22 protein-coding genes are annotated in these 21,983 nt (G+C 37.5%); 14 read left to right on the forward strand and 8 right to left on the reverse strand.

Features of this window, described 5'->3' with window-relative positions:
* Positions 1-69: 69 nt before the first annotated feature.
* From ABJH90_RS12260 to ABJH90_RS12305, 10 genes are all read left to right on the forward strand, one after another.
* The gene (locus ABJH90_RS12260; RefSeq protein ID WP_348141652.1) at positions 70-684 is read left to right on the forward strand and encodes a GNAT family N-acetyltransferase; all 615 of its coding nucleotides are present in this window, start codon (positions 70-72) and stop codon (positions 682-684) included.
* Entirely contained in the window at positions 681-1,871 is a 1,191-nt protein-coding gene (locus ABJH90_RS12265; protein ID WP_348141651.1) for an argininosuccinate synthase domain-containing protein, read from the forward strand. Before ABJH90_RS12260 ends, ABJH90_RS12265 begins: the two co-directional genes overlap by 4 nt.
* Entirely contained in the window at positions 1,864-2,838 is a 975-nt protein-coding gene (argC, locus tag ABJH90_RS12270; protein WP_348141650.1) for an N-acetyl-gamma-glutamyl-phosphate reductase, read from the forward strand. The genes ABJH90_RS12265 and argC overlap by 8 nt, the downstream gene beginning before the upstream one ends.
* A gap of 45 nt (positions 2,839-2,883) precedes the next feature.
* A complete protein-coding gene (gene proC / locus ABJH90_RS12275) occupies positions 2,884-3,681 on the forward strand; it encodes a pyrroline-5-carboxylate reductase (RefSeq protein WP_348141649.1) in 798 nt (265 codons plus the stop codon).
* A 44-nt stretch (positions 3,682-3,725) separates the two neighbouring features.
* Positions 3,726-4,853 carry an aminotransferase class III-fold pyridoxal phosphate-dependent enzyme gene (locus tag ABJH90_RS12280; protein ID WP_348141648.1) on the forward strand — a complete coding sequence of 376 codons (1,128 nt, stop codon included), beginning with the start codon at positions 3,726-3,728 and terminating at the stop codon, positions 4,851-4,853.
* A complete protein-coding gene (locus ABJH90_RS12285) occupies positions 4,850-5,791 on the forward strand; it encodes an N-acetylornithine carbamoyltransferase (RefSeq protein ID WP_348141647.1) in 942 nt (313 codons plus the stop codon). The genes ABJH90_RS12280 and ABJH90_RS12285 overlap by 4 nt, the downstream gene beginning before the upstream one ends.
* Before the next feature lie 38 nt (positions 5,792-5,829).
* Positions 5,830-6,609, forward strand: coding sequence for an acetylglutamate kinase (argB, locus tag ABJH90_RS12290; RefSeq protein WP_348141646.1), 780 nt, complete (start codon positions 5,830-5,832; stop codon positions 6,607-6,609).
* Positions 6,606-7,679 (forward strand): M20 family metallo-hydrolase, encoded by a 1,074-nt coding sequence (locus tag ABJH90_RS12295; RefSeq protein WP_348141645.1) that lies wholly within the window; start codon positions 6,606-6,608, stop codon positions 7,677-7,679. Before argB ends, ABJH90_RS12295 begins: the two co-directional genes overlap by 4 nt.
* Before the next feature lie 48 nt (positions 7,680-7,727).
* Positions 7,728-9,002 carry an argininosuccinate lyase gene (gene argH / locus ABJH90_RS12300; protein ID WP_348141644.1) on the forward strand — a complete coding sequence of 425 codons (1,275 nt, stop codon included), beginning with the start codon at positions 7,728-7,730 and terminating at the stop codon, positions 9,000-9,002.
* A 98-nt stretch (positions 9,003-9,100) separates the two neighbouring features.
* Positions 9,101-9,541: a BLUF domain-containing protein gene (locus tag ABJH90_RS12305; protein WP_348141643.1), complete on the forward strand. Its 441-nt coding sequence runs from the start codon at positions 9,101-9,103 to the stop codon at positions 9,539-9,541.
* Between the two features lies 1 nt (position 9,542).
* On the opposite strand, the gene ABJH90_RS12310 is transcribed toward ABJH90_RS12305, so the two are convergent.
* From ABJH90_RS12310 to ABJH90_RS12330, 5 genes are all read right to left on the reverse strand, one after another.
* Entirely contained in the window at positions 9,543-10,385 is an 843-nt protein-coding gene (locus tag ABJH90_RS12310) for a pseudouridine synthase (RefSeq protein ID WP_348141642.1), read from the reverse strand.
* A 72-nt stretch (positions 10,386-10,457) separates the two neighbouring features.
* A complete protein-coding gene (locus tag ABJH90_RS12315) occupies positions 10,458-11,408 on the reverse strand; it encodes a carbon-nitrogen hydrolase family protein (RefSeq protein WP_348141641.1) in 951 nt (316 codons plus the stop codon).
* Positions 11,408-12,313 (reverse strand): geranylgeranylglycerol-phosphate geranylgeranyltransferase, encoded by a 906-nt coding sequence (locus tag ABJH90_RS12320; protein ID WP_348141640.1) that lies wholly within the window; start codon positions 12,311-12,313, stop codon positions 11,408-11,410. Before ABJH90_RS12320 ends, ABJH90_RS12315 begins: the two co-directional genes overlap by 1 nt.
* A gap of 10 nt (positions 12,314-12,323) precedes the next feature.
* The gene (locus tag ABJH90_RS12325; protein ID WP_348141639.1) at positions 12,324-13,262 is read right to left on the reverse strand and encodes a mevalonate kinase; all 939 of its coding nucleotides are present in this window, start codon (positions 13,260-13,262) and stop codon (positions 12,324-12,326) included.
* A 61-nt stretch (positions 13,263-13,323) separates the two neighbouring features.
* Positions 13,324-14,406: a diphosphomevalonate decarboxylase gene (locus tag ABJH90_RS12330; protein WP_348141638.1), complete on the reverse strand. Its 1,083-nt coding sequence runs from the start codon at positions 14,404-14,406 to the stop codon at positions 13,324-13,326.
* A 96-nt stretch (positions 14,407-14,502) separates the two neighbouring features.
* On the opposite strand from ABJH90_RS12330, the gene ABJH90_RS12335 reads away from it, so the two are divergent.
* The 3 genes from ABJH90_RS12335 to ABJH90_RS12345 all read left to right on the forward strand — a co-directional run bounded on the left by ABJH90_RS12335 (position 14,503) and on the right by ABJH90_RS12345 (position 17,368).
* Positions 14,503-14,976 (forward strand): TspO/MBR family protein, encoded by a 474-nt coding sequence (locus ABJH90_RS12335; protein ID WP_348141637.1) that lies wholly within the window; start codon positions 14,503-14,505, stop codon positions 14,974-14,976.
* A 147-nt stretch (positions 14,977-15,123) separates the two neighbouring features.
* Complete coding sequence (glpK, locus tag ABJH90_RS12340) at positions 15,124-16,614, forward strand: glycerol kinase GlpK (RefSeq protein WP_348141636.1); 1,491 nt, start codon at positions 15,124-15,126, stop codon at positions 16,612-16,614.
* A 19-nt stretch (positions 16,615-16,633) separates the two neighbouring features.
* The gene (locus ABJH90_RS12345; RefSeq protein WP_348141635.1) at positions 16,634-17,368 is read left to right on the forward strand and encodes an MIP/aquaporin family protein; all 735 of its coding nucleotides are present in this window, start codon (positions 16,634-16,636) and stop codon (positions 17,366-17,368) included.
* 7 nt (positions 17,369-17,375) lie between these two features.
* Here the strand turns inward: ABJH90_RS12345 and ABJH90_RS12350 are convergent, their stop codons facing one another.
* Together ABJH90_RS12350 and ABJH90_RS12355 are read right to left on the reverse strand one after the other, a co-directional pair.
* Complete coding sequence (locus tag ABJH90_RS12350) at positions 17,376-18,668, reverse strand: NAD(P)/FAD-dependent oxidoreductase (protein ID WP_348141634.1); 1,293 nt, start codon at positions 18,666-18,668, stop codon at positions 17,376-17,378.
* Positions 18,668-19,414, reverse strand: coding sequence for a glycerophosphodiester phosphodiesterase family protein (locus ABJH90_RS12355; RefSeq protein ID WP_348141633.1), 747 nt, complete (start codon positions 19,412-19,414; stop codon positions 18,668-18,670). The genes ABJH90_RS12350 and ABJH90_RS12355 overlap by 1 nt, the downstream gene beginning before the upstream one ends.
* 191 nt (positions 19,415-19,605) lie before the next feature.
* Between ABJH90_RS12355 and ABJH90_RS12360 the strand changes: the two genes are divergently transcribed.
* Positions 19,606-20,034 (forward strand): hypothetical protein, encoded by a 429-nt coding sequence (locus tag ABJH90_RS12360; protein ID WP_348141632.1) that lies wholly within the window; start codon positions 19,606-19,608, stop codon positions 20,032-20,034.
* A 67-nt stretch (positions 20,035-20,101) separates the two neighbouring features.
* On the opposite strand, the gene ABJH90_RS12365 is transcribed toward ABJH90_RS12360, so the two are convergent.
* Positions 20,102-21,982, reverse strand: coding sequence for an alpha-amylase family glycosyl hydrolase (locus ABJH90_RS12365; RefSeq protein ID WP_348141631.1), 1,881 nt, complete (start codon positions 21,980-21,982; stop codon positions 20,102-20,104).
* Position 21,983: the final 1 nt, after the last annotated feature.

The raw sequence follows: 21,983 nt of genomic DNA on the forward strand, positions 1-21,983 counted from the left end.
TTGGAAATAGGTGAGTCCATTTCCGCACTATCAAATCAAATAATTTTTACCATTTAAAAAAAGCTAGCAATGGAAATAGTAATTGCTAACGAATCGCACTTCAAATACGCCAAAATAATTAGCGACACTATTGCCGAATCAGCAAAGGTGAGGGGAACCGGTATTGCCCAAAGAACGCCTGAATATATAATCAAACGGCTAGAAAACGAGAATGCTGTCATTGCTTTGGACGGTGATAAATTTGCTGGGTTCTGTTATATAGAAGTGTGGGGACACCAAAAATTTGTGGCAAATTCAGGGCTTATCGTTCATCCTGACTATAGAAATCAAGGCTTGGCAAAGAAAATTAAAAAAGCAATTTTTGAACTTTCTTTGAAAAAGTTCCCGGAAGCTAAAATTTTTGGTATTACAACCGGTCTTGCAGTAATGAAAATGAATTACGAATTAGGATATAAACCCGTTACCTTTTCAGAATTAACTGATGATCCGGCCTTTTGGACAGGATGCCAAACATGCAAAAATTTTGATGTACTCACCAGAACAGATCAAAAAATGTGCCTATGTACAGGTATGCTTTATGATCCCGTACTGGCTGTGACCAAGAAAGAAAAGCTAAATGATAAGGCTTTTAAAAGGCTTAAAAGAATGAAAGAGCAACTATTTCTTAAAAGAAAGAACAAATGAAAAAATTAGTTTTGGCATATAGTGGTGGACTTGATACTTCTTACTGCGCTAAATATTTATCCAGGGAAGAAGGCTTTGAGGTACATGCGGTAAGTGTCAATACCGGTGGATTTTCTTCAGAAGAAATTGCACTTATTAAAGAAAAAGCCGTTCAGTTAGGTGCTTCCAGCTATACTTCTATTGATGCATTGGAACATTTTTATGAAAAGGTGGTAAAGTATCTTATCTACGGTAATGTGTTAAGAAATAATACCTATCCATTATCTGTAAGTGCCGAAAGAATAGTTCAGGCTATAGAAATTGTGAACCATGCTAAAAACATAGGTGCTGAGTATATTGCTCATGGAAGTACCGGCGCTGGTAATGATCAGGTGAGGTTTGATATGATTTTCCAGATTCTCGCACCAAAAATCAAAATAATTACCCCAATAAGAGATAAAAGTTTGTCCAGAGAAGCCGAGATTGAATACCTGCAGAAAAATGGTATTGACTATTCCTGGGAGAAAGCTAAATATTCGATAAACAAAGGCTTATGGGGCACTTCTGTAGGTGGCGATGAAACGCTTACCTCTAATTTGTCCTTGCCGGAGTCTGCATACCCCTCACAATTAATTACAACGGAACCAAAAGACATTAAACTGAGCTTTTTTAAGGGCGAATTGGTTTCCATTAATGGTCAAAAGGGTACCCCCGTTCAAAATATAATTGCCCTGAACGGTATGGCCTCGGAATATGCTATAGGAAGAGATATTCATGTAGGTGATACCATCATCGGTATCAAAGGAAGAGTAGGATTTGAAGCTGCAGCATCACTTATCATTATTAAGGCCCATCATTTATTGGAAAAACACACTCTTAGTAAGTGGCAGCAATTTCAAAAAGAGCAGCTGGGGAATTTTTACGGAATGCTCTTACATGAAGGTAATTATCTGGATGAAGTAATGAGGAACATAGAAGCATTTTTGAGCGATACACAAAGCAATGTATCAGGAGAGGTTTCAGTAAGCTTACACCCCTATCGATTTGAATTGAACGGCATTAGTTCAGAGAATGATTTAATGAATGCATCTTTTGGTAATTACGGTGAAACAAATAAAGCCTGGACAGCAGATGATGCAAAGGGTTTTATTAAAATTCTATCCAATCCGGGAAAAATAGCGAATCATATAATTCAGAATCATGATTAGAGCAGGTATTATTGGAGGGTCCGGTTATACCGGTGGAGAGCTAATCAGGCTTTTGCAAAATCATCCTAAGGTCACCATAGATTTCGTATACAGTACAACAAAAGCGGGTAAAAAAATTAGTGGGACCCACACAGATTTATTAGGCATTTTGGATTTGACTTTTACAGATTCGGTAAATTCCGAAGTCGACATCCTTTTCCTATGCCTGGGCCATGGAAATTCCAAAAAATTTTTAAACAACTATTCTTTTTCGCCCAAAACAAGGATTATTGATTTAAGCAACGATTTCAGATTAAAGCAAGATGCATCTTTCGGCGGAAAAGAATTTTTGTATGGCCTTCCCGAAATAAACAGCTCCGCAATAAGTAGTGCCAGATATATTGCCAATCCGGGTTGTTTTGCTACCTGTATTCAATTAGCTTTACTCCCACTGGCCAATGCACAACTATTGAATTCTGATGTACATGTGAATGCGGTAACAGGAAGCACGGGTGCAGGAGTAATGCCATCGGCGACCACACATTTTAGCTGGAGAAATAGCAATGCATCCTGGTATAAAGCCTTTACACACCAACATCTTGGTGAAATAAATGAAAGTCTCGAATCTCTGCAAGAAGCTGTTGGTGAACTCTATTTTATTCCTAACAGGGGGAACTTTTCCCGAGGTATTCTCAGCACGGCTTACACAAAGTTTAAAGGAAATGAGACGGAAGCTTATGATTTATATCATGAGTTCTATAAAAATGCCGTATTTACTATGATTTCAGAAGAGCCGGTTCACATAAAACAAGTGGTGAATACGAATAATTGTCATATTCACCTGCACAAGTACAAGGATGTTCTATTAATAACATCTGTAATTGACAATCTGCTTAAAGGGGCCTCCGGACAGGCCATTCAGAACATGAATTTAATGTTTGGTTTTGATGAAAGTGAGGGATTAAATTTAAAAGCAGCGGTTTATTAAAAGGAGTGAGAATTATAAAAATAACTAGATCACAAAAAAGTAATTATGAAAATAGCGATTATAGGAGCAGGGAATTTAGGATTATCTATTGCTAAAGGCGTATTACATAGCAACGGGGCTACTACAATGTATCTGACCAAAAGACACGTCGATAGTATAAAGGACTATGAAAAATATGGAAATGTAACCGTTGGCTCGGACAACCGGGAAGCGGTTAAAAAATCTGATATTTTAATATTTGCAGTTCAACCTGGCCATTTTGCAATGATCCTAGAAGAAGTTAAAGATATTCTTACGGATAAGCATGTAATAATCTCTACAATTACTGGTTTTAGCATTGAAAAAATGGAAGCTATTCTCGGAAAGGATAAATATATTATACGAAGTATGCCAAATACGGCTATTTCCGTAGGGAAATCTATGACCTGTATCTGTTCCAATACAGCCGGTCAAAAGCGTATAGAACTTGCAAAAGCTATTTTTAACAGAATGGGCTATTCCCTGGAAATACCTGAAAATCAAATGCAGGCAGCAACCGTAATATGTGCAAGTGGTATAGCCTTTTGGATGCGACTTATAAGAGCAACAACACAGGGTGCTATTCAGTTAGGTTTCGATGCCAAAGAAGCACAGGAGCTGGCAATGTACACTTGTAATGGGGCAGCAGGCTTGCTTATAGAATCGGGGAATCATCCTGAAGAAGAAATAGATAAGGTGACTACTCCTATGGGTTGTACTATTCAAGGACTAAACGAAATGGAGCATCAGGGATTAAGTTCTTCGCTTATCAGGGGAATAGTAGCTTCCTTTGAGAAAATAAATGAATTCAAAACTAAGAACTAGGCACTGAGATATATTACTGATCTGCCTTTACTAAAAAGCAACTAATGGAACTATTTGATGTCTACCCACTATATGATGTAACCCCGGTTACCGCTAAGGGTATTGTTATTACTGATAATAAGGGAGATAAATATCTCGATTTCTACGGTGGCCATGCAGTTATCTCCATCGGGCATTCACACCCATATTACATAGAACGCATAAAGAAGCAATTAGATCAAATAGGATTTTACAGTAACTCCGTTAAAAATCCGTTACAAGAACAATTGGCTACCAAGCTGGGTCAACTATCCAATTGCAAAGATTATAACTTATTTTTGTGTAATTCCGGGGCAGAGGCTAATGAAAACGCCTTAAAATTAGCATCTTTCCATACAAATAAATCCCGGGTAATTGCATTTACGAATAGTTTTCACGGTAGAACATCTGCTGCCGTTGCTGCAACGGATAATGAGAAGATAAATGCCCCTATAAACAAACAGCAAAAAGTTACTTTTTTATCATTTGAAGATATTAAAACCTTTGAAACTGAAATCAAAAAGAATGATGTTTGTGCTGTTATTCTGGAAGCCATACAAGGGGTTGGTGGTCTGGACGAACCATCTGGCATATTCTATCGGGAAATTGCAGCACTTTGTAAAAAATATGGAGTAGTGCTAATAGCTGATGAGGTTCAGTCTGGTTTTGGCCGAACTGGCTCTTTTTTTGCCTTTCAGCACCATGAAATTAAGCCCGATATTATAACTATAGCCAAAGGCATGGGAAACGGATTTCCTGTTGGAGGTGTCTTAATTCATAAAAACATTCAGGCATCCCATGGCCTGCTGGGGACCACTTTTGGTGGAAACCATCTTGCCTGCACGGCTGTTTTGGCCGTTTTAGAGGTTCTGGAAAAAGAACGACTAGTTGAAAATGCCGAAAGACTGGGTAAATATTTCAAACAAAGAGCCTCAGAAATACCGCAGGTTAGGGAAATAAAAGGCAGGGGGCTTATGTTGGGATTAAAGTTTGATTTTGAGGTTGGCGATTTGCGAAAACGACTAATTTATAACCAACATCTTTTTACCGGCGGGGCAAAAGACAAATACGTCCTTAGGGTTCTTCCGGCTTTGACAATTAAAGAAAAGGATCTGGATCAATTTTTTGAGGCCTTAAAAAAAGAATTGCAATGAAACATTATCTTTCAATAAACGATATTGATTCGGTTAGTGAATGGGTTGAGGATGCCTTAATTCTTAAGAAAAAACCATTAGCATTTAAGAAGCTCGGAAAGCAAAAGACCATTGGGTTGTTATTCTTTAATAATAGCTTAAGAACCCGCCTTAGTACGCAAAAGGCCGCTATGAATTTAGGGATGAAAGTAATGGTAATGAATTTTGGTAAAGACGGATGGGCACTTGAATTTGAAGATGGAACCATTATGGATAAAGGAAATGCCGAACATATAAAGGAAGCTGCTCAGGTAGTCTCACAATATTGTGATATCCTTGGAATTCGTGCTTTTCCATCTTTGAAAAACAAGGAGGAAGATGAAGCCGAAATGGTAATTAATTCATTTAAAAAATATGCAAGTATCCCGGTTCTGAATATGGAGAGTTCCCTGAGCCATCCTCTTCAGGCTCTTACAGACGCAATAACCATTGATGAATATAAAAAGAGTATTCATCCCAAAATTGTATTATCCTGGGCTCCACACCCCAAAGCACTGCCTCAAGCTGTTGCAAATTCCTTTATTGAAATTATGCAATTACAAAATTCAAATTTTACAATCACTCATCCCAAGGGATATGAACTGGATCCAAGGGTAACCAAAAACAGCAGAATTGAATATGATCAGGAAAAAGCGCTAAAAGATGCCGATTTTGTTTATGTTAAAAATTGGAGCAATTACAAAAACTATGGTAAAGTCATTAACCAGGATAAAAATTGGATGATAACCGAAAAAAAACTGGGGAATGCTAAATTTATGCATTGTCTGCCTGTTCGGCGTAATGTAGTCGTAGAAGATTCGGTATTGGACGGGAACCAATCTCTGGTCATAGAACAAGCAAATAACAGAACTTTTGCCGCTCAAATCGTATTAAAAAAGATGTTAGAAACATTAAAATAATTACATTTTAGCCACAAATTCGGCACCATTTAACAGATATGAAACCAAAACTTTCCATAATAAAAATTGGAGGAAATATAATTGAAGAGCAGGAATCCTTATCTCAATTCCTGAGACTTTTTGCGCAATTGGGAGGAAACAAAGTTTTGGTTCATGGCGGTGGTAAACGAGCTACGGAAATTGGTAAAAGAATTGGCATAGAATCTAAAATGGTCGACGGCAGAAGAATTACAGATGCGAAAAGCCTTGAGGTTGCAGTAATGGTCTATGCAGGGCTCGTTAACAAAAATATTGTAGCTCAGCTACAAGGAAATAATTGCAATTCGATTGGACTAAGCGGGGCAGATGCAAATGCAATAATTGCAGTAAAGCGTCCGGTAAGCACTATAGATTTTGGTTTTGTTGGAGACGTTAGGGTTGTTAATGCAGAATCGATATCCAAACTATTAAACGCTGAATTTGTACCAGTTTTTTGTGCGTTGACTCATGACGGCCATGGGCAGTTACTAAATACAAATGCAGATACAATTGCCTCAGAAGTAGCTATAGCTCTTAGCCAAACTTATGACACAACATTATATTATTGCTTCGAGAAAAAAGGTGTTCTTCGGACCATAGCGGAACCGGATTCTGTAATAAAACGAATTAATATGGAAAGTTATCAGAAACTGAAACAACAAAAAATCATTGCGGACGGTATGCTTCCAAAATTGGAAAATTGTTTTCATGCACTTAATAAACATGTTCAGCGAGTCTGTATTGGAGATCTCTCAATGCTTGAGCCTAAAGCCCAATTATTTACTACTATCACCTTATGATAACAGAGCAAAATTTACTAATTAAAAAGGCAATTGAACTGTTACAAAAGTTAATTGCCACCCCATCTTTTTCTTCAGAAGAAGATATGACAGCGCAACTTCTTGAAAATTGGTTTCACGAATTTGATATTCCTTATAAAAGAGTTAATAACAACGTCTATGCCTTCAACAAATGCTTTGACGAAGATAAACCTACCTTACTGCTAAATTCACATCACGATACTGTAAAACCTAACGAAGCATACACAAAGGACCCGTTCGACCCTCACGTTGAAGATGGTAAATTGTTTGGTCTTGGAAGCAACGATGCCGGGGGGTGCCTGGTTTCACTAATTGCAACTTTTACCTATTTCTACGAATACAGGAATTTAAATCACAATATAATAATCGCGGCTACAGCTGAGGAAGAAAGTTCGGGGGGCAAAGGTTTAAACAGCCTTTTAACCATACTTCCAGAAATTGATGTTGCAATCGTAGGGGAACCAACGCTGATGAACCTGGCCATTGCAGAAAAAGGACTTGTAATTTTTGACGCCATAGTCAAGGGCACCCCTTCTCATGCCGCACATCCAAATAACAACAATGCCATTTATAATTCTATTGAAGTGTTGGAGTGGTTTAAGAACTATACATTTCCAAAAACATCGGAAGTTTTGGGTGAAGTTAAATTAACAGTTACACAAATTAGTGCTGGCAGGCAGCATAATGTAGTGCCCGCTAAGGTTAATCTTGTAATTGATGTACGTGTTAATGATAAATACAACAATAAAGAAATAGCTGAAATGTTATCTAGGGAAGCTCCTTGTGAGCTAAAGCCCAGATCATTAAGATTGAACTCATCTTCCATAAACAAGAATCATCCTTTAGTAGGTTCTGGGGCTGCATTAGGAAGAAGCACTTATGGCTCTCCTACCCTTTCAGACCAGGCTGCGCTGAGCTGCCCGTCATTAAAATTGGGGCCCGGGGATAGTGTACGTTCACATTCTGCAGATGAGTTTATTTATCTTGCGGAAATTGAAGAAGGGATTAATCTATATATTAAAATTCTCGATGGGTTTTTAATAAACTAATTAACTTTAAAAAGCCTTACTCAGGAGAAACCACTAAAAATAATAGCAATGAAACTTTGGGACAAAGGATACAGTACAGATAAAAAAATTGATCATTTTACAGTGGGTAATGATAGAGAATTAGATTTGGTACTGGCTAAGTATGATATAATAGCATCCATGGCCCATGCTCAAATGTTGGGGAAAATTGGGTTATTGACAAGTGAGGAAACACTTGCACTGGTACGGGAACTGGAAAATATAGCCCAGAGCATTGAAGAAGGAAAGTTTATCATTGAAGATACTTTTGAGGATGTTCATTCTAAAATAGAATTTATACTAACCGAAAAACTTGGCGATACAGGAAAAAAAATTCATACGGCCCGTTCCAGAAATGATCAGGTTTTGGTAGCCATGCAATTATATCTAAAGGAAGAATTATCTGAAATAAAACACCAGACTCAAGAACTATTTCAATTGCTAATTGAACTGGCTGAAAAATATAAAGAAATATTATTGCCCGGATATACTCATTTCCAAATTGCTATGCCTTCTTCATTTGGATTGTGGTTTTCAGCCTATGCCGAAAGTCTTATTGATGATCTTTACTTTATAGATTCAGCTTTCAAAATTGCCGATCAAAACCCACTTGGAAGCGCGGCAGGTTACGGAAGTTCATTTCCCATTGATCGATCTTATACAACTACGAAAATGGGGTTTGCCGATTTAAAATACAACGTCGTGGCTGCCCAAATGGGACGAGGGAAAGTGGAGAAAGCCACAGCATTTGGCATTTCAGGAATTGCCGGCACTCTGTCTAAACTGGCAATGGATATTTGTCTCTATATGAGTCAGAATTTCAACTTTATATCGTTTCCGGATGCGCTAACAACAGGCAGCAGTATTATGCCTCATAAAAAAAATCCGGATGTTTTTGAGCTTATCAGGGCAAAATGCAACAGCCTGCAAGCCATCCCTAACCAGATTACACTTATCACAACTAATTTACCCAGTGGCTATCACAGGGACCTGCAAATGGTAAAGGCACTAATAATCCCGGCGATTCAGGAAATAAAATCCTGTTTAGAAATGATGACTTTCAGTTTAAAAGATGTTAGGGTAAATTCCAATATTCTGGATGATCCTAAGTACGACTATCTTTTTAGTGTAGACACATTAAATCAACTCGTTCTTAGTGGAATGCCTTTCCGTGATGCCTACAAACAAATAGGTGCTGAAATTGAAGCAGGGTCTTTTAAACCTAAAAAGCAAATAAAACATACTCACGAAGGGAGTTTGGGTAATTTGTGCCTGGATAAGATAAAGGACAAAATGAACACATAAATTTGATGCTTCTTATTAAATTAATTTATTTCTGAATATACTTAAACCATAAATATTTTATCTTTAAGGCAGAAGCTTTTGCAGATATCCTATTTATTATGTTTTGTCTCGTTTATAGATCCATTGCCATACCAACTTTTAAGCAAATTGATGTAATAGAGTTACTTGATAAGGCAAGAGATAATAATTCACGTGATAATATAACGGGGTGTTTATTGTATTATGAAGGAGAGTTTGTTCAGTATCTTGAAGGTAATCAAGTAAAGGTTCTCAACCTTTTTGATAAGATCAAAGTAGACAAGCGCCATGAAGATGTTACTATATTAGCTTATGGAGTTACAGATTCAAGGGAATTTAAGGATTGGGAAATGGCCTATGCTGATTTTTTTGGTGATAATGACCAAATCAACTATTTCAAGCTATTGCTAGATTCTTATAAAGAAAATGCGGCTTCATCTACTCACCCAAACCCCTCTTTTAACGCTTTCTGGATTGCGGTCCGGGAAAATCTAGGAAAAACATTGGAGTCGCAAACTTAATTTATTGGTTCATCCCTAAATTTATTATTTCTTGCTTGGTTAAATGCCTCCAATGTCCCCGGGGAAGGTCCTTTTTAGTTAGTCCGGCAAAAATCACACGGTCAAGTTTCTTTACGTCATATCCAAGATGTTCAAAAATACGCCGTACTATCCTGTTTCTACCACTGTGTATTTCTATGCCTACTTCTCGTTTGGGGGAATTATTAATATAGCTTACTTCATCAACTTTGATCGGACCGTCATCTAAAGTAATTCCTTCCTGTATTTTTTTTAAATCTTCCGCAGTAAGATTTTTGTTCAATTCAACATGATAAATCTTGCGGATACCATGTCTGGGATGTGTAAGTTTTTTTGCCAGATCCCCATCATTGGTAAAAAGCAAAAGGCCTGTGGTATTCCTGTCCAACCTTCCAACTGGCACTAATCTCGATTTTGATGCCTTGGAAATTAATTCCATTACTGTTCTTCTCCCCCTCTCATCACTTGTAGTGGTGATAAAATTCTTGGGTTTATTTAAAAGTACATATTCCTTTTTTTGTGGGTTGAGTAACCGCCCGTCAAACTTAACAATATCAGTAAGTTTAACTTTGTGTCCCATTTCAGTAATAGTCTTTCCGTTAACTGTTACATTTCCTGCCTCTATATATGTATCGGCTTCTCGCCTGGAGCATACTCCTGCATTGGCAACATAGCGATTAAGTCTTATTAAATCAGGGTCTGAAGCAACAGGCCTGGTCTTTTTGGCACCTGATGGAGCACGTCCTTTGGAAAATGTTTTTTTTGTATTCTTTCTACTTTTTCCCGGAGTATTGCTTTTATCCTTATTTGATTGCGGTCTGCGCATTGTCTAAATTTTGAGCAAAGGTAGTAAAGGGATTTGGATGTAGCTTAGGGTAAAAGTCAATATCACCCGAAGTTAATCTTCAATGTCAATTGTAGACTGCCTTTGCCTGTTTACAACCAATTTGGTAACATCCGGTCTGGAATAGTGACCAGCGGGATCAAAATTTTGTCGTTCTTCATAGACTCTGTTGAAATCCAAAGTTTGAAAAATAATTCCTTCCTTCCCCACAACAGGTTCAAGAATCCATTCTCCATCAGGACCAGCTATACAGGATCCGCCGTTGGCTAAGATTTTAGGTGTCTTTTTTAATAATACAGCTACATGTGGTAAATTATTTGGCAAATCCTTTTTATTCAGCAAGGACGAAACAGAGACCACAAAACTTCTGGATTCCCTTGCTATAAATCGTGTAATATCTCTTGTATTGGTCTCACTCCCAGGCCAAACGGCAATATGCAAATTTTCTCCCAAACCATACATCGTTGCCCTTACCAAAGGCATCCAGTTTTCCCAGCAATTTAGACCCCCTACAGTAAACTGTTTTAATTTGTGGGTCTTTAGGCCATGACCGTCTCCAGGGGCCCATGTAAGTCGCTCATCATATGTAGGTTGAAGCTTTCGATGAACAGATTTTATATCTCCTTTACTATCAATAAATACCAAAGAGCAATACAAACTATGTCCACCCCTGTCCTGGGCTCGTTCAATAATACCCAAATAAATTGCGAGTTCGTGTTCACGGGCTAAATCGCAAATACCATCAAGATCTCCTTTTTCTACCTGAATAGCATTATGCATATAGTGTGCATGTATTTCCTTATTTATTTTTAGATTCCAGGAGGCTCCATCGGTATAAGCCAGCCAAAAAGGATAGCCCGGAAGAAATCCTTCTCCGAAAATTAAAAGTTCCGAATTCTCCTTAGCTGCTATTTGGATGGTATCTTTTATTTTAGCAATGGTACCCCTTTTGTCTAACCATACGGGGGAAATTTGTGCCAGAGCTAATCTTAATTGATTTTGCATTAAAATATTCGGTTTAGTACGAGATCTACATCAATTAGTAATATACTAAAAACCCCACCAACAATTATAAACTTAAGAATATTGTGGAGCCAAATGTAATCTTTCTTGGTCTTGGACTTCCAAAGCAAAATCAGGAATATTACTAAAAAAAGAATACAGGCAATAAAGTAAATATACATGTATCCCACATTAAATTTATTGATTAATAAAGAAGCAGGTATCAAGGTGAGTAGTATTAAAAAACTAATACCAAACTTAGAATATATTGGGCCATACAGAACTGGAATAGTCTTATAATTTTGAGCCAGGTCGCCCGTAATATTTTCCATATCCTTAATCATTTCACGGGCCAAAATCAGTAGAAATAAGAAAATAGCGTGGACAAAAATAACCGTATCAAAATTTCTATAATAAACGAAAATTGCAAAGAAAGGTGCAATTATTAATGTGGCTGAGACCATGTTTCCCACAAAAGGCAATTTTTTTAATTTATGTGAATAAAACCAAATTCCAAATATATAGGCAGTAAAGAATAGTACTGCCCGGAAGGATACGTAACTAGCTAATAAAACGGCAAGGAAGTTAAAAACAAAATAGGCGCTTAGTTTCGTACGTTGATTTACTAATCGGTCCAGCATACTTTTTCGAGGTCTATTGATAAGGTCCTTCTCCGAGTCATAAAAACTATTAATGATATAGCCCCCGGATATTACCAGAGCTGATGCTAATACCAGCACAAATAAATTTGGGTCAAATACCACTGCGCGTAAAGGAAGGTCCGGAGCCAGTATATAAATGGAAGCCAGATACTGGGCAAGGGTTATCATAAGGACATTATACCCTCGTATGATAGAAAAAAGACTCAGGCCTTTTAATAGCAGGAGTTTGTTTTTTCTACTAAGCATTCTTAGGGACTTAGAAGTTGTATACTACTTCTAAATGATGGTCTTTTAAGGCAGTTCTTGCTTTTTCCAGATCCTGAGTGAATCCTAAAATATAACCACCCCCTCCGGATCCGCATAATTTCAAGTAGTAATCATTAGTTTCGATACCGTGCTTCCAAAGCTTATGAAATTCTTTGGGGATCATAGGTTTAAAATGATCCAAAACCACATGAGAAAGTTGCTTCAGGTTTCCAAAAAGCGACTTCACATTGCCACTTACAAAATCCTCTACACAGGCATCAGTATGTTTAATAAACTGATCTTTTAAAACCTTACGGAAGCCCTCTTGTTTCATCTTATTCATGAATATTTGTACCATCGGTGCCGTTTCTCCGGTGATTCCACTATCCAATAAAAAGACCGCACCTTTCCCATTCAAGTTTTGGGATGGTATACTGGTAGATTCTATATTCTCTTGTGAATTAATTAAAATAGGTAAGCTGAGATAACTATTTAAAGGATCCAGACCAGAAGATTTACCATGGAAAAATGATTCCATTTTACCGAAAATCATTTTGAGTTTTAGTAATTTTTCCCGGGTAAGATTTTCTAGTACAGTGATTTTTACAATAGAATACTTGTCATAAATTGCGGCCACCAAAGCTCCACTGCTTCCAATACCATAACCTTGCGGAATAGAGCTGTCAAAATACATTCCAGCATCTACATCAGCCTTTAGGGCTTCCAAATCAAAAGATATTAATCCGGGTTCCTGACCTTGTAAATCACTTAAATATTGGAAATATTTTTTCAGGCTTTCATTAGAATTCTTAGCCGTTTCAGACAGATTCTCGTCTTTCTTAAGGGCACCCTTAAAGAAATTGTAAGGAATAGAGAGTCCTTTGGAATCCTTAATGATTCCGTATTCACCAAAAAGTAAAATTTTTGAATAAAAAAGAGGTCCTTTCATCTAAATTCAATTAAGTATCGTTTTGTAAGATAAGGTGTATTAATATTAATAAGGCCTTAAATTACATTTTTTTGGCTCCAAATCCAATTCGGTCGCAAATATACTGCCCATTTTCACAATACGCAATTAGCTCCTCCTTAATAAATTTATTGACCTCATTTTTTTGTTTATTAGGGTAAAGTAGATGCACATTGGCCCCGGCATCTAAGGTAAAACATAGATGATTTTTTTTAGCCCTCCGAAATTCCCAAATTTTCTCAATAATTTTCAGCGTATTAGGTTTCATCAAGATAAAATACGGAACACTGGTCATCATCATGGCATGTAAAGTAAGTGCCTCACTCTCAACTACTTCTATAAAATCATCCAGATTGCCTTCGGCGAATATTGAACGTAAGCGTATTAGATTGTCATGGGCCTGTGCAAATCGATTTTGAGCGAATGGATGGTTATGCATAAGGTCATGGCCAACTGTACTACTAACACTTTTCTGTCCCTTATGTACCAGCAGAATAGTATCCTGATAACTTTTAAACACCTCATCTACGGGATAAGGATAGGGTATTCCATATAGATTTGTGCTCCCAATTATTTTGTTGTGATCCCCCCATTGAACAAGATTACCCTTAATACTTCTACAAGCACTACCTGATCCCAATCGTGCTAAAAAAGATGCTTTTTTATAGAAAAACCCTGGATCCATCTCGGGAACCATTTGCTTTTCTATATCCATCAGACATAAAGCCAAAGCGGCCATACCACTAGCGGAAGAGGCAATTCCACTGCTATGTGGAAAAGTGTTGGAAGTGTTAATGGAGAAATGATAATTTCTAAGAAAAGGAATATACTTTTCAATCCGTTCAAAAAATGTTACAATCTTGGGTTTAAAATCCTCCCTGGATCTTCCTTCAAATAGTAAATCAAATGAAAATTCTTTATTTGTTTTATCAATCTTGGTAAAGGCAACAGACGTTATAGTTCTGCACTCATCCAGCGTAAAACTTACTGAGGCATTGGCCGGTATTTGATTTTGCTTTTTACCCCAGTACTTAACTAATGCAATATTACTTGGGGCTTTCCACTGTACCCTACCTTGTTCCTTTTCATACTTGTAGGATGAAGGAATAAAGTCATTTTCGATCATGCACATAACAATTTATGCAAAGATAGTTTTTAAGCGCCTTTGCAATGGCTTCTATTAAAATAAATTACTATTTTAGATAACTTAGATCAACTAATTTTGAAAAAGAAACTAACCTATATTGCCATTTCAGTAACCATATGTCTCGTTATAGGTTTTTTATCTGGGTTTGCAACTCAGTCTTCAGTAAATGATTGGTACCTATCACTGAATAAACCCAGTTTTAATCCTCCAAATTGGATTTTTGGCCCGGTGTGGGTGCTGCTATATATTCTAATGGGCATAGCTGCCGGTATTGTATGGGCAAAAGGATTTTATCATATTTGGGTGAAAACAGCATTGTATAATTTTGGATTTCAGTTATTATTTAATGCTCTCTGGAGTGTCGTTTTTTTCGGATTTAAAAATCCCTTTTGGGCGCTATTAGTAATTCTGGTTCTTCTGGCATTGATTTTACAAACCATCAAATGGTTCAACGTGGTGAGCAGAACGGCAGCATATCTCCTCATTCCTTATTTTCTCTGGGTTTGCTTTGCCACGATCTTAAATTATAAGATTTGGGAAATGAATTAGTTTTTGCATAATGACAGTAGTTTTAATACTGTTTTGTGATTCTTGAATTAGCCTTTTCTGAAGGTTGCCAATTATGAAGTAATAAATAAATCAATTACATTTATTACCTTTCATTTTTAATTCTATAAAATCCACACTTCTAATAGTATGCAAACCTATATCCTTGCTTTTGATCAAGGCACTACAAGCTGTAGGGCAGTAATTTTTGATAAAAAAGGAAGTATTATTTCCACTTCGCAGAGAGAATTTACACAATATTTTCCCAAACCGGGTTGGGTGGAGCATGATGCAATGGAAATTTGGTCTACACAGGTGGCCATCGCTGCTGAATCTGTTACTAAAAAAGGATTAGAAGTAAAGAATATAGCCGCTATAGGGATTACAAATCAACGAGAAACCGTTGTTGTTTGGGATAAAAAAACAGGAAAACCCGTTTATAATGCCATTGTCTGGCAAGACAAAAGAACAGCCGGATATTGCGATCTTTTAAAAAGTGAAGGGAAATCTCAATGGATACGCGAAAAAACGGGGCTTGTAATTGATGCTTATTTCTCTGGCACCAAAGTCAAATGGATATTAGATAATGTTGAAGGAGTAAGGGAAAGAGCGGAGGCTGGCGATTTAATCATGGGAACAATAGATACCTGGCTCATTTGGAACATGACTAAAGGGGAATTACATGTGACTGATGTAACCAATGCCTGCAGAACACTTTTTTTTAATATCAACACTCTGGAATGGGACGATGAGCTTTTAGAATTACTTACTATTCCCAGAAGCATGTTGCCCAAAGTAAAACAGTCCAGTGAGGTTTACGGACATACTGCTCCGGGATTGTTTGCAACCAGAATTCCAATTTCCGGAATAGCCGGGGATCAACAGGCTGCCTTATTTGGGCAGATGTGCACAAAACAGGGAATGGTAAAAAATACTTATGGTACCGGATGTTTTATGTTAATGAATATTGGTGATAAACCAATAGTATCTAAAAACAATCTCCTTACTTCGGTAGCCTGGCAAATAAATGGAAAAGCTGAGTACGTCTTTGAAGGAAGTATATTTATTGCCGGGGCTGTAGTGCAGTGGCTTAGGGATAGTCTTAAAATCATTAAAACATCTAAAGAAGTGGAACAGCTGGCGGGCTCAGTCACGGATTCCGGTGGGGTATATTTTGTCCCTGCTTTTGCAGGTTTGGGAGCTCCACACTGGAATCAACATGCACAGGGCACCATATTTGGTCTGACTCGCGGAAGTACAGATGCGCATATTGCCAGAGCCGCCTTAGAATCTATTGCCTTCCAGACCATGGATATTTTAAAGGCTATGGAAGCAGATTCCGGGATATCAATTCAGGAATTGCGCGTAGATGGGGGTGCGACAGTCAACAATTTACTTATGCAATTTCAGGCAGATGTATTAAATACAGTAACTGTAAGGCCTAAAATAGTAGAAACTACGGTGATGGGAGCCGCATTCCTCGCTGGACTGGCAGTGGGTTACTGGGATAATCTGGAGCAAATTCAGGAGATTTGGCAAACCGATGTACATTTTAACCCAACAACAGACAGAGATTCAATAAATAAACAGATTGATGGATGGTATAAGGCCATTGAAGCTTTAGAATTCTGGACAAAATAAGTAAAAACTAAAATTGCATATGACACCATTTATCGCTGAAATAATAGGCACATTTCTGTTAATCCTCCTTGGGTGCGGAGTCACCGCCAATGTAGTGCTAAAAGATACTAAAGGACATAATAGTGGATGGATTGTAATCACAACCGGTTGGGCCTTAGCGGTTTATATAGGTGTAGTTGTTGCTGCTCCGCATAGCGGAGCGCATATAAACCCGGCTGTTAGCATAGGTTTGGCAGCTGCCGGAGAGTTTCCCTGGGAACTGGTCCCCTCCTACTTATTGGCTCAATTTCTGGGAGCTATGCTGGGTGCTTTACTAGTATGGCTGATTTACATAGACCATTTTAACCAAACTGAGGAACAAGGTTTAAAACTTGTAGTGTTTAGTACCAGTCCGGCTATCAAAAATACTTTTGCAAACCTACTGGTGGAAATTTCGGGAACATTTGTTCTGGTCTTTGCAGTACTCTTTTTTACAGACGCCACTATTTTGGAGTCAGACACTGTAATTGGTTTGGGTTCTCTGGGGGCTATTCCCGTTGCCTTTGTCGTTTGGGGAATTGGACTATCTCTGGGTGGCACCACGGGTTATGCAATTAACCCGGCAAGGGATCTGGGGCCAAGAATTATGCACGCCCTCTTACCCATAAAAAGTAAAGGTACAAACGACTGGTCCTATTCATGGATTCCGGTGATTGGACCTGTAATCGGTGGAGTTCTTGCGGCTTTTCTTTACCTGGCATTACCGATAGTTTGATTCATGTCTATTCTAAAGACTTCGCAATCGCCTGAGCAGCGATATAAGCCCCGGTCCACGCATTTTGAAAATTAAAGCCTCCTGTAACCGCATCTATATTTAATACTTCACCTGCAAAATACAAGCCAGGGAGTATTTTACTCTCAAAAGTCTTAAAATTTACCTCTTTCAGATTCACACCACCGGCAGTTACAAATTCTTCCTTAAAGGTACTCTTACCTTCCACATTGAATTCTGAAGCAGTTATAAATTGCCCGAGTCTGTCAAGCTGCTTCCTGGAGACATCAGCCCATTTTAAATCCTTGGCTATATCGGACGCAATTACCAATTTGCCCCATAATCTTGCCGGGATATCAATAGCCTTCGTTTTGTAAATTGTCTTCTTAGGATCGATCTGTTTTATTTCATTAAAAAGAGATAAAAGCCCCTGTTTATGATAATCGGGCATCCAATTTATCCTCACTCTAAACCTGTAATCATATTCATTTAATAATCTTGCAGCCAACGCTGAGAGTTTTAAGACAACCGGGCCACTCAAACCCCAATGGGTAATAAGAACAGGGCCTTCTGAAATCAAATTTAAAACACCACTTTTTCTGTTTTTAAATTTGGTATTAATCTCTCTCCCCATCATCTGTCTGGGTAAAATTTCAATCCTGGCATGTGTACTCAGCCCTGGTATTCCCGAAATTCTGCTATCATTAATATTAAATGTAAACAAAGAAGGTACAGGTGTCACAATGTTATGTCCTAGTTGTTCTAATAAATTCCATATTTTAGTACTGCTCCCGGTTGCAAGCACAATTCTTTTTGCCTGATAAACCTTTTTAACTGATTGTACTTGCCATATGGATTCTTTACCTAATTTTATATCTTTTTGTGACAGTATATTTATAACTGAGCTACTCTTGAGGAGCGTGATGCCATATTTCTGAATTTCACCAAGAAAACAATCAATAATGGTCTGGGAGGAGTTACTTGCCGGGAACATTCTCCCATCCGATTCTGTTTTTATGTGTATTCCTCGTTTCTCAAAAAACTGTATGGTATCGGCTGTAGAATAAATGTGAAACGGACCAAGAAGTTCTTTTTCGCCCCTGGGGTAGTTTTTCACCAATAAAGAAGGTTCAAATTCCGCATGGGTAACATTACATCGGCCGCCACCTGATACCTTAACTTTGGACAGTACTTCTTTTCCACGCTCAAGAATTGCTATTTTTAATTTAGGATTTGCTTCTGCAATATGAATAGCGCAATAAAATCCTGCAGCACCTCCCCCTATTACAATAACATCAAACATTAGTTGACCCGCTCTGGATAATTAGTAAAAATACCATCAACACCCAATTTTCTCATATTTGAAATTTGCTCCGTGTCATTTACTGTCCATGTAAAAATTTTAAAACCCCGACTCTTAATTTCCGAAACATTTTTCTTGGTTAAACTGAGATAATTGGGGTTTATAGCTACCGCATTTAGATCATTGGCAATGCTTATGGCATCCAAGGGGTTGTCCTCTGTTAGTACGGCAATTTCTATATCCTTGTTAATACGGCGCATGTGTTCTAGCTCCTCCCAATTAAAACTGGAGATTAGAAAATCATCCAATGCCCAGCCCTCGTTCTCCATATAAGTATTAATAATGTGAATTACCCCTTCAGATGTGCCGGGTCCTTTTAGTTCAATATTCAAGGGCACTTTATGATTTATTACATCTAAGACTTCGCTTAATAGAGGGATTTTATGATTCCCCACAACGGTCAAATTTTTAAGTGCTTCTAAATCCAAACTTTCAATTTCACCGCTGCCATTTGTTAATCGGTCAATTTTCTCATCATGAAACACAACTATTTCACCGCTTGTTATTCTAAAAACATCTATTTCTATCATATCCACATTCAGGTCAAGTGCTTTCTCAATGGAGGCTATGGTATTTTCTGTTTCGTGTCCCATTGCCCCCCTATGGCCTATAGTTAATATAGTATTACTTTTCTCTCCACAATTCATAAAAAAAAGTATAAGTATAACTGATATAAATCTTCTCATCAAATTGAGCATTTAGTTGCTCAAAAGTACAACATGATTTTCAGATAAATCAATATAGAACCGACTATTAAATATAGAATGAATTTGTTATATAAATATGTATTCAATATTTTTTATATTAAATTTTTACGTTATTCATATTTTTTATTTAATATTTTTGCATTATCAATAACCTAAAAAAATTAGAAACTATGTTTACAAAACAAAATTTATTGGCAACTTTGGCCGGCTTTGTGGTCATGTTCGTACTTGGTTATGCGATCTGGGGATTTGCAGCAGCGGATTTTTTTGAACCTCATACCTTAAATGACATCATGAAAGACCCACCTGAAATGCTTCTTCTTGCTATTAGTAATGTTATTGCCGTATTTGCCCTTAGCTCAATATATGGTAAATGGGCGAGAGGGATACATAGTACAGGTCAAGGATTTAAATTTGGAATCTGGATTGGAATTTTTACCGGTCTCGGATTAGGCCTTCTTAACCAATCTACAACCGAACTTATGGACATGACCGGACGTATAGTAGAGGCTATTTTAGAAATTGTTTTTTATGGGATTATCGGGGCTGTAATTGCCTTGGTATATAAAGCGACTGCCCAAAAAACAGCAGCAGCTTAAAATGCAGTAAAGGTGAATCCGCAAGGAATAACTTCCTGATGGGCGGATTCATCTTTATTCTTATTTTTTAATCAGTGATTTTAAAAATAAAAGATTCTAACGGATCAATCTCCACAATTAAGCTACCTATTCCATCACCAACTTTTAGTTCTTTTTTTGTTTTACCATAAAGGACGTCAGACATATTAAATGACCCCTCCTTTAACTCCCACTCACTTATTATTTCTGCAGGAATTTTTAATTCAAATGAATAAGACTCTTCTGCATCAAAATTAGCAATGACAACAAGCTTCTCATTTTGGGACCATCGCACATATGAAAGCACTTTGTAGTTGTAATTTTCGGTATGATCTCTATTGTAATAGTGTATATCGGCATACTTACCCATTAATGCCTCACTGCCAATTGTAAAATTGAGTAACCTTTTGTAAAAGTCCCGTAGTTCCTTTTCTTCAGGCAGTAATTGTCCTCCATCAAACTTTCTATTGTTTACCCACCTCTGATGATGAGGAACACCAATATAATCGAATATGGATGTTCGGGTGGGACTGCCAAAACCCGCTTGCTCACTTCCTGGTTCCCCAACTTCCTGACCAAAATAGACCATAGTTGGTGAAGTGCTTATAGTGGCTGATACTACCATAGCTGGTTTACCCTTTTCCGCACTACCTGCAAAATCCGGACTTGCAATTCGTTGTTCATCGTGATTTTCAAGAAAATGCAACATCTGATGTTCAATATCCTGCATTCCTTTTTGTACTACTGGTATATGGTCTGTCCATCCATGACCCTGCATGATGTGCTTAAGGCTATCGTAGAATTCGACTTTGTCATATAAGTAATCCATTTTGCCTTTATGAATATAAGTACGGTATAAATCTGGATTATAAACTTCAGCCAAAAGAAAAGCATTCGGATTTTTCATTTTAATATTGGAGTTCATATAGCTCCAGAATTCAACTGGTACCATTTCAGCCATATCAAAACGGAATCCATCCACCCCCATATCCAACCAATACAAAGCAATATCTTTAAATTTTATCCATGAATCCGGGATGTCTTTATCAGACCAATAAGCATGGTGATCTTTATAATCCTTTTGAGTAAATTCATCAGGTAAGGTTTCAAAATCATACGATCCATCCGGCCGAACCCCATAATTAATTTTCACAGTTTCATACCAATCGTTAATGTCCGGTTGAGCAAGTCGTGAACCATTCCCCGTCCATTTTGCCGGATTTTCATCAAATTTACCATCCGCCAAAGGGTGTTTTTCGCCTCCCAGAGGTAAGTAACCATTTTGCCATGCCGGTACTTTAAAGGATTCTTCCGTTATATAATAATAATTATTATCCTTTAGGTATTCCGTTGTAGTATCGTCCTTTGCCCCAAATGGTTCTTTCCCTTTCGGTGTTGACCCGCCTTCATATTTTCGCGCAACATGATTTGGAACTATGTCTATTATTAGTTTTAATCCGGCTTTGTGTGTTCGATCTATCAAAGATTTAAACTCCTCCAATCTATTAACGGGGTCATCTGCCAGGTCAGGATTAACGTTGTAATAATCCTTAACTGCATAGGGAGATCCCGCTCTTCCTTTCACAACATCCGGGTCATCATTAGAAATATTGTATGCTGTATAATCTGTCACCACCGCATGATGGGGCACCCCTGTATACCATATATGGGTAATACCAAGATCTTTGATCTCCATTAAAGCCTTATCTGTAAAATCAGAAAATTTACCAACCCCATTTTCCTGGATAGTTCCCCAGGGCTTATTTGTGGTGTTAATATTTCCAAATAACCGTGGAAATACCTGATAAACTACTTTTTTATTTGATTGATTTAAGCTCTTCATTTTTTTAATATTTGTCTGTTCTTTCTCCTCAGCACACCCTAATATGATCACAAAGAAACTTAGTATAATTAGTACGATCCTTTGCATG

Source organism: Eudoraea sp., assembly GCF_039969275.1.
Taxonomy (GTDB): Bacteria; Bacteroidota; Bacteroidia; order Flavobacteriales; family Flavobacteriaceae; genus Eudoraea.

Excerpts from the sequence above, each read along its gene's own strand:
- ABJH90_RS12260 (WP_348141652.1), top strand. The coding sequence starts at position 70 with ATGGAAATAGTAATTGCTAACGAATCGCACTTCAAATACGCCAAAATA.
- ABJH90_RS12265 (WP_348141651.1), top strand. The coding sequence starts at position 681 with ATGAAAAAATTAGTTTTGGCATATAGTGGTGGACTTGATACTTCTTAC.
- argC (WP_348141650.1), top strand. The coding sequence starts at position 1,864 with ATGATTAGAGCAGGTATTATTGGAGGGTCCGGTTATACCGGTGGAGAG.
- proC (WP_348141649.1), top strand. The coding sequence starts at position 2,884 with ATGAAAATAGCGATTATAGGAGCAGGGAATTTAGGATTATCTATTGCT.
- ABJH90_RS12280 (WP_348141648.1), top strand. The coding sequence starts at position 3,726 with ATGGAACTATTTGATGTCTACCCACTATATGATGTAACCCCGGTTACC.
- ABJH90_RS12285 (WP_348141647.1), top strand. The coding sequence starts at position 4,850 with ATGAAACATTATCTTTCAATAAACGATATTGATTCGGTTAGTGAATGG.
- argB (WP_348141646.1), top strand. The coding sequence starts at position 5,830 with ATGAAACCAAAACTTTCCATAATAAAAATTGGAGGAAATATAATTGAA.
- ABJH90_RS12295 (WP_348141645.1), top strand. The coding sequence starts at position 6,606 with ATGATAACAGAGCAAAATTTACTAATTAAAAAGGCAATTGAACTGTTA.
- argH (WP_348141644.1), top strand. The coding sequence starts at position 7,728 with ATGAAACTTTGGGACAAAGGATACAGTACAGATAAAAAAATTGATCAT.
- ABJH90_RS12305 (WP_348141643.1), top strand. The coding sequence starts at position 9,101 with ATGTTTTGTCTCGTTTATAGATCCATTGCCATACCAACTTTTAAGCAA.
- ABJH90_RS12310 (WP_348141642.1), bottom strand. The coding sequence starts at position 10,385 with ATGCGCAGACCGCAATCAAATAAGGATAAAAGCAATACTCCGGGAAAA.
- ABJH90_RS12315 (WP_348141641.1), bottom strand. The coding sequence starts at position 11,408 with ATGCAAAATCAATTAAGATTAGCTCTGGCACAAATTTCCCCCGTATGG.
- ABJH90_RS12320 (WP_348141640.1), bottom strand. The coding sequence starts at position 12,313 with ATGCTTAGTAGAAAAAACAAACTCCTGCTATTAAAAGGCCTGAGTCTT.
- ABJH90_RS12325 (WP_348141639.1), bottom strand. The coding sequence starts at position 13,262 with ATGAAAGGACCTCTTTTTTATTCAAAAATTTTACTTTTTGGTGAATAC.
- ABJH90_RS12330 (WP_348141638.1), bottom strand. The coding sequence starts at position 14,406 with ATGATCGAAAATGACTTTATTCCTTCATCCTACAAGTATGAAAAGGAA.
- glpK (WP_348141636.1), top strand. The coding sequence starts at position 15,124 with ATGCAAACCTATATCCTTGCTTTTGATCAAGGCACTACAAGCTGTAGG.
- ABJH90_RS12345 (WP_348141635.1), top strand. The coding sequence starts at position 16,634 with ATGACACCATTTATCGCTGAAATAATAGGCACATTTCTGTTAATCCTC.
- ABJH90_RS12350 (WP_348141634.1), bottom strand. The coding sequence starts at position 18,668 with ATGTTTGATGTTATTGTAATAGGGGGAGGTGCTGCAGGATTTTATTGC.
- ABJH90_RS12355 (WP_348141633.1), bottom strand. The coding sequence starts at position 19,414 with ATGAGAAGATTTATATCAGTTATACTTATACTTTTTTTTATGAATTGT.
- ABJH90_RS12360 (WP_348141632.1), top strand. The coding sequence starts at position 19,606 with ATGTTTACAAAACAAAATTTATTGGCAACTTTGGCCGGCTTTGTGGTC.
- ABJH90_RS12365 (WP_348141631.1), bottom strand. The coding sequence starts at position 21,982 with ATGCAAAGGATCGTACTAATTATACTAAGTTTCTTTGTGATCATATTA.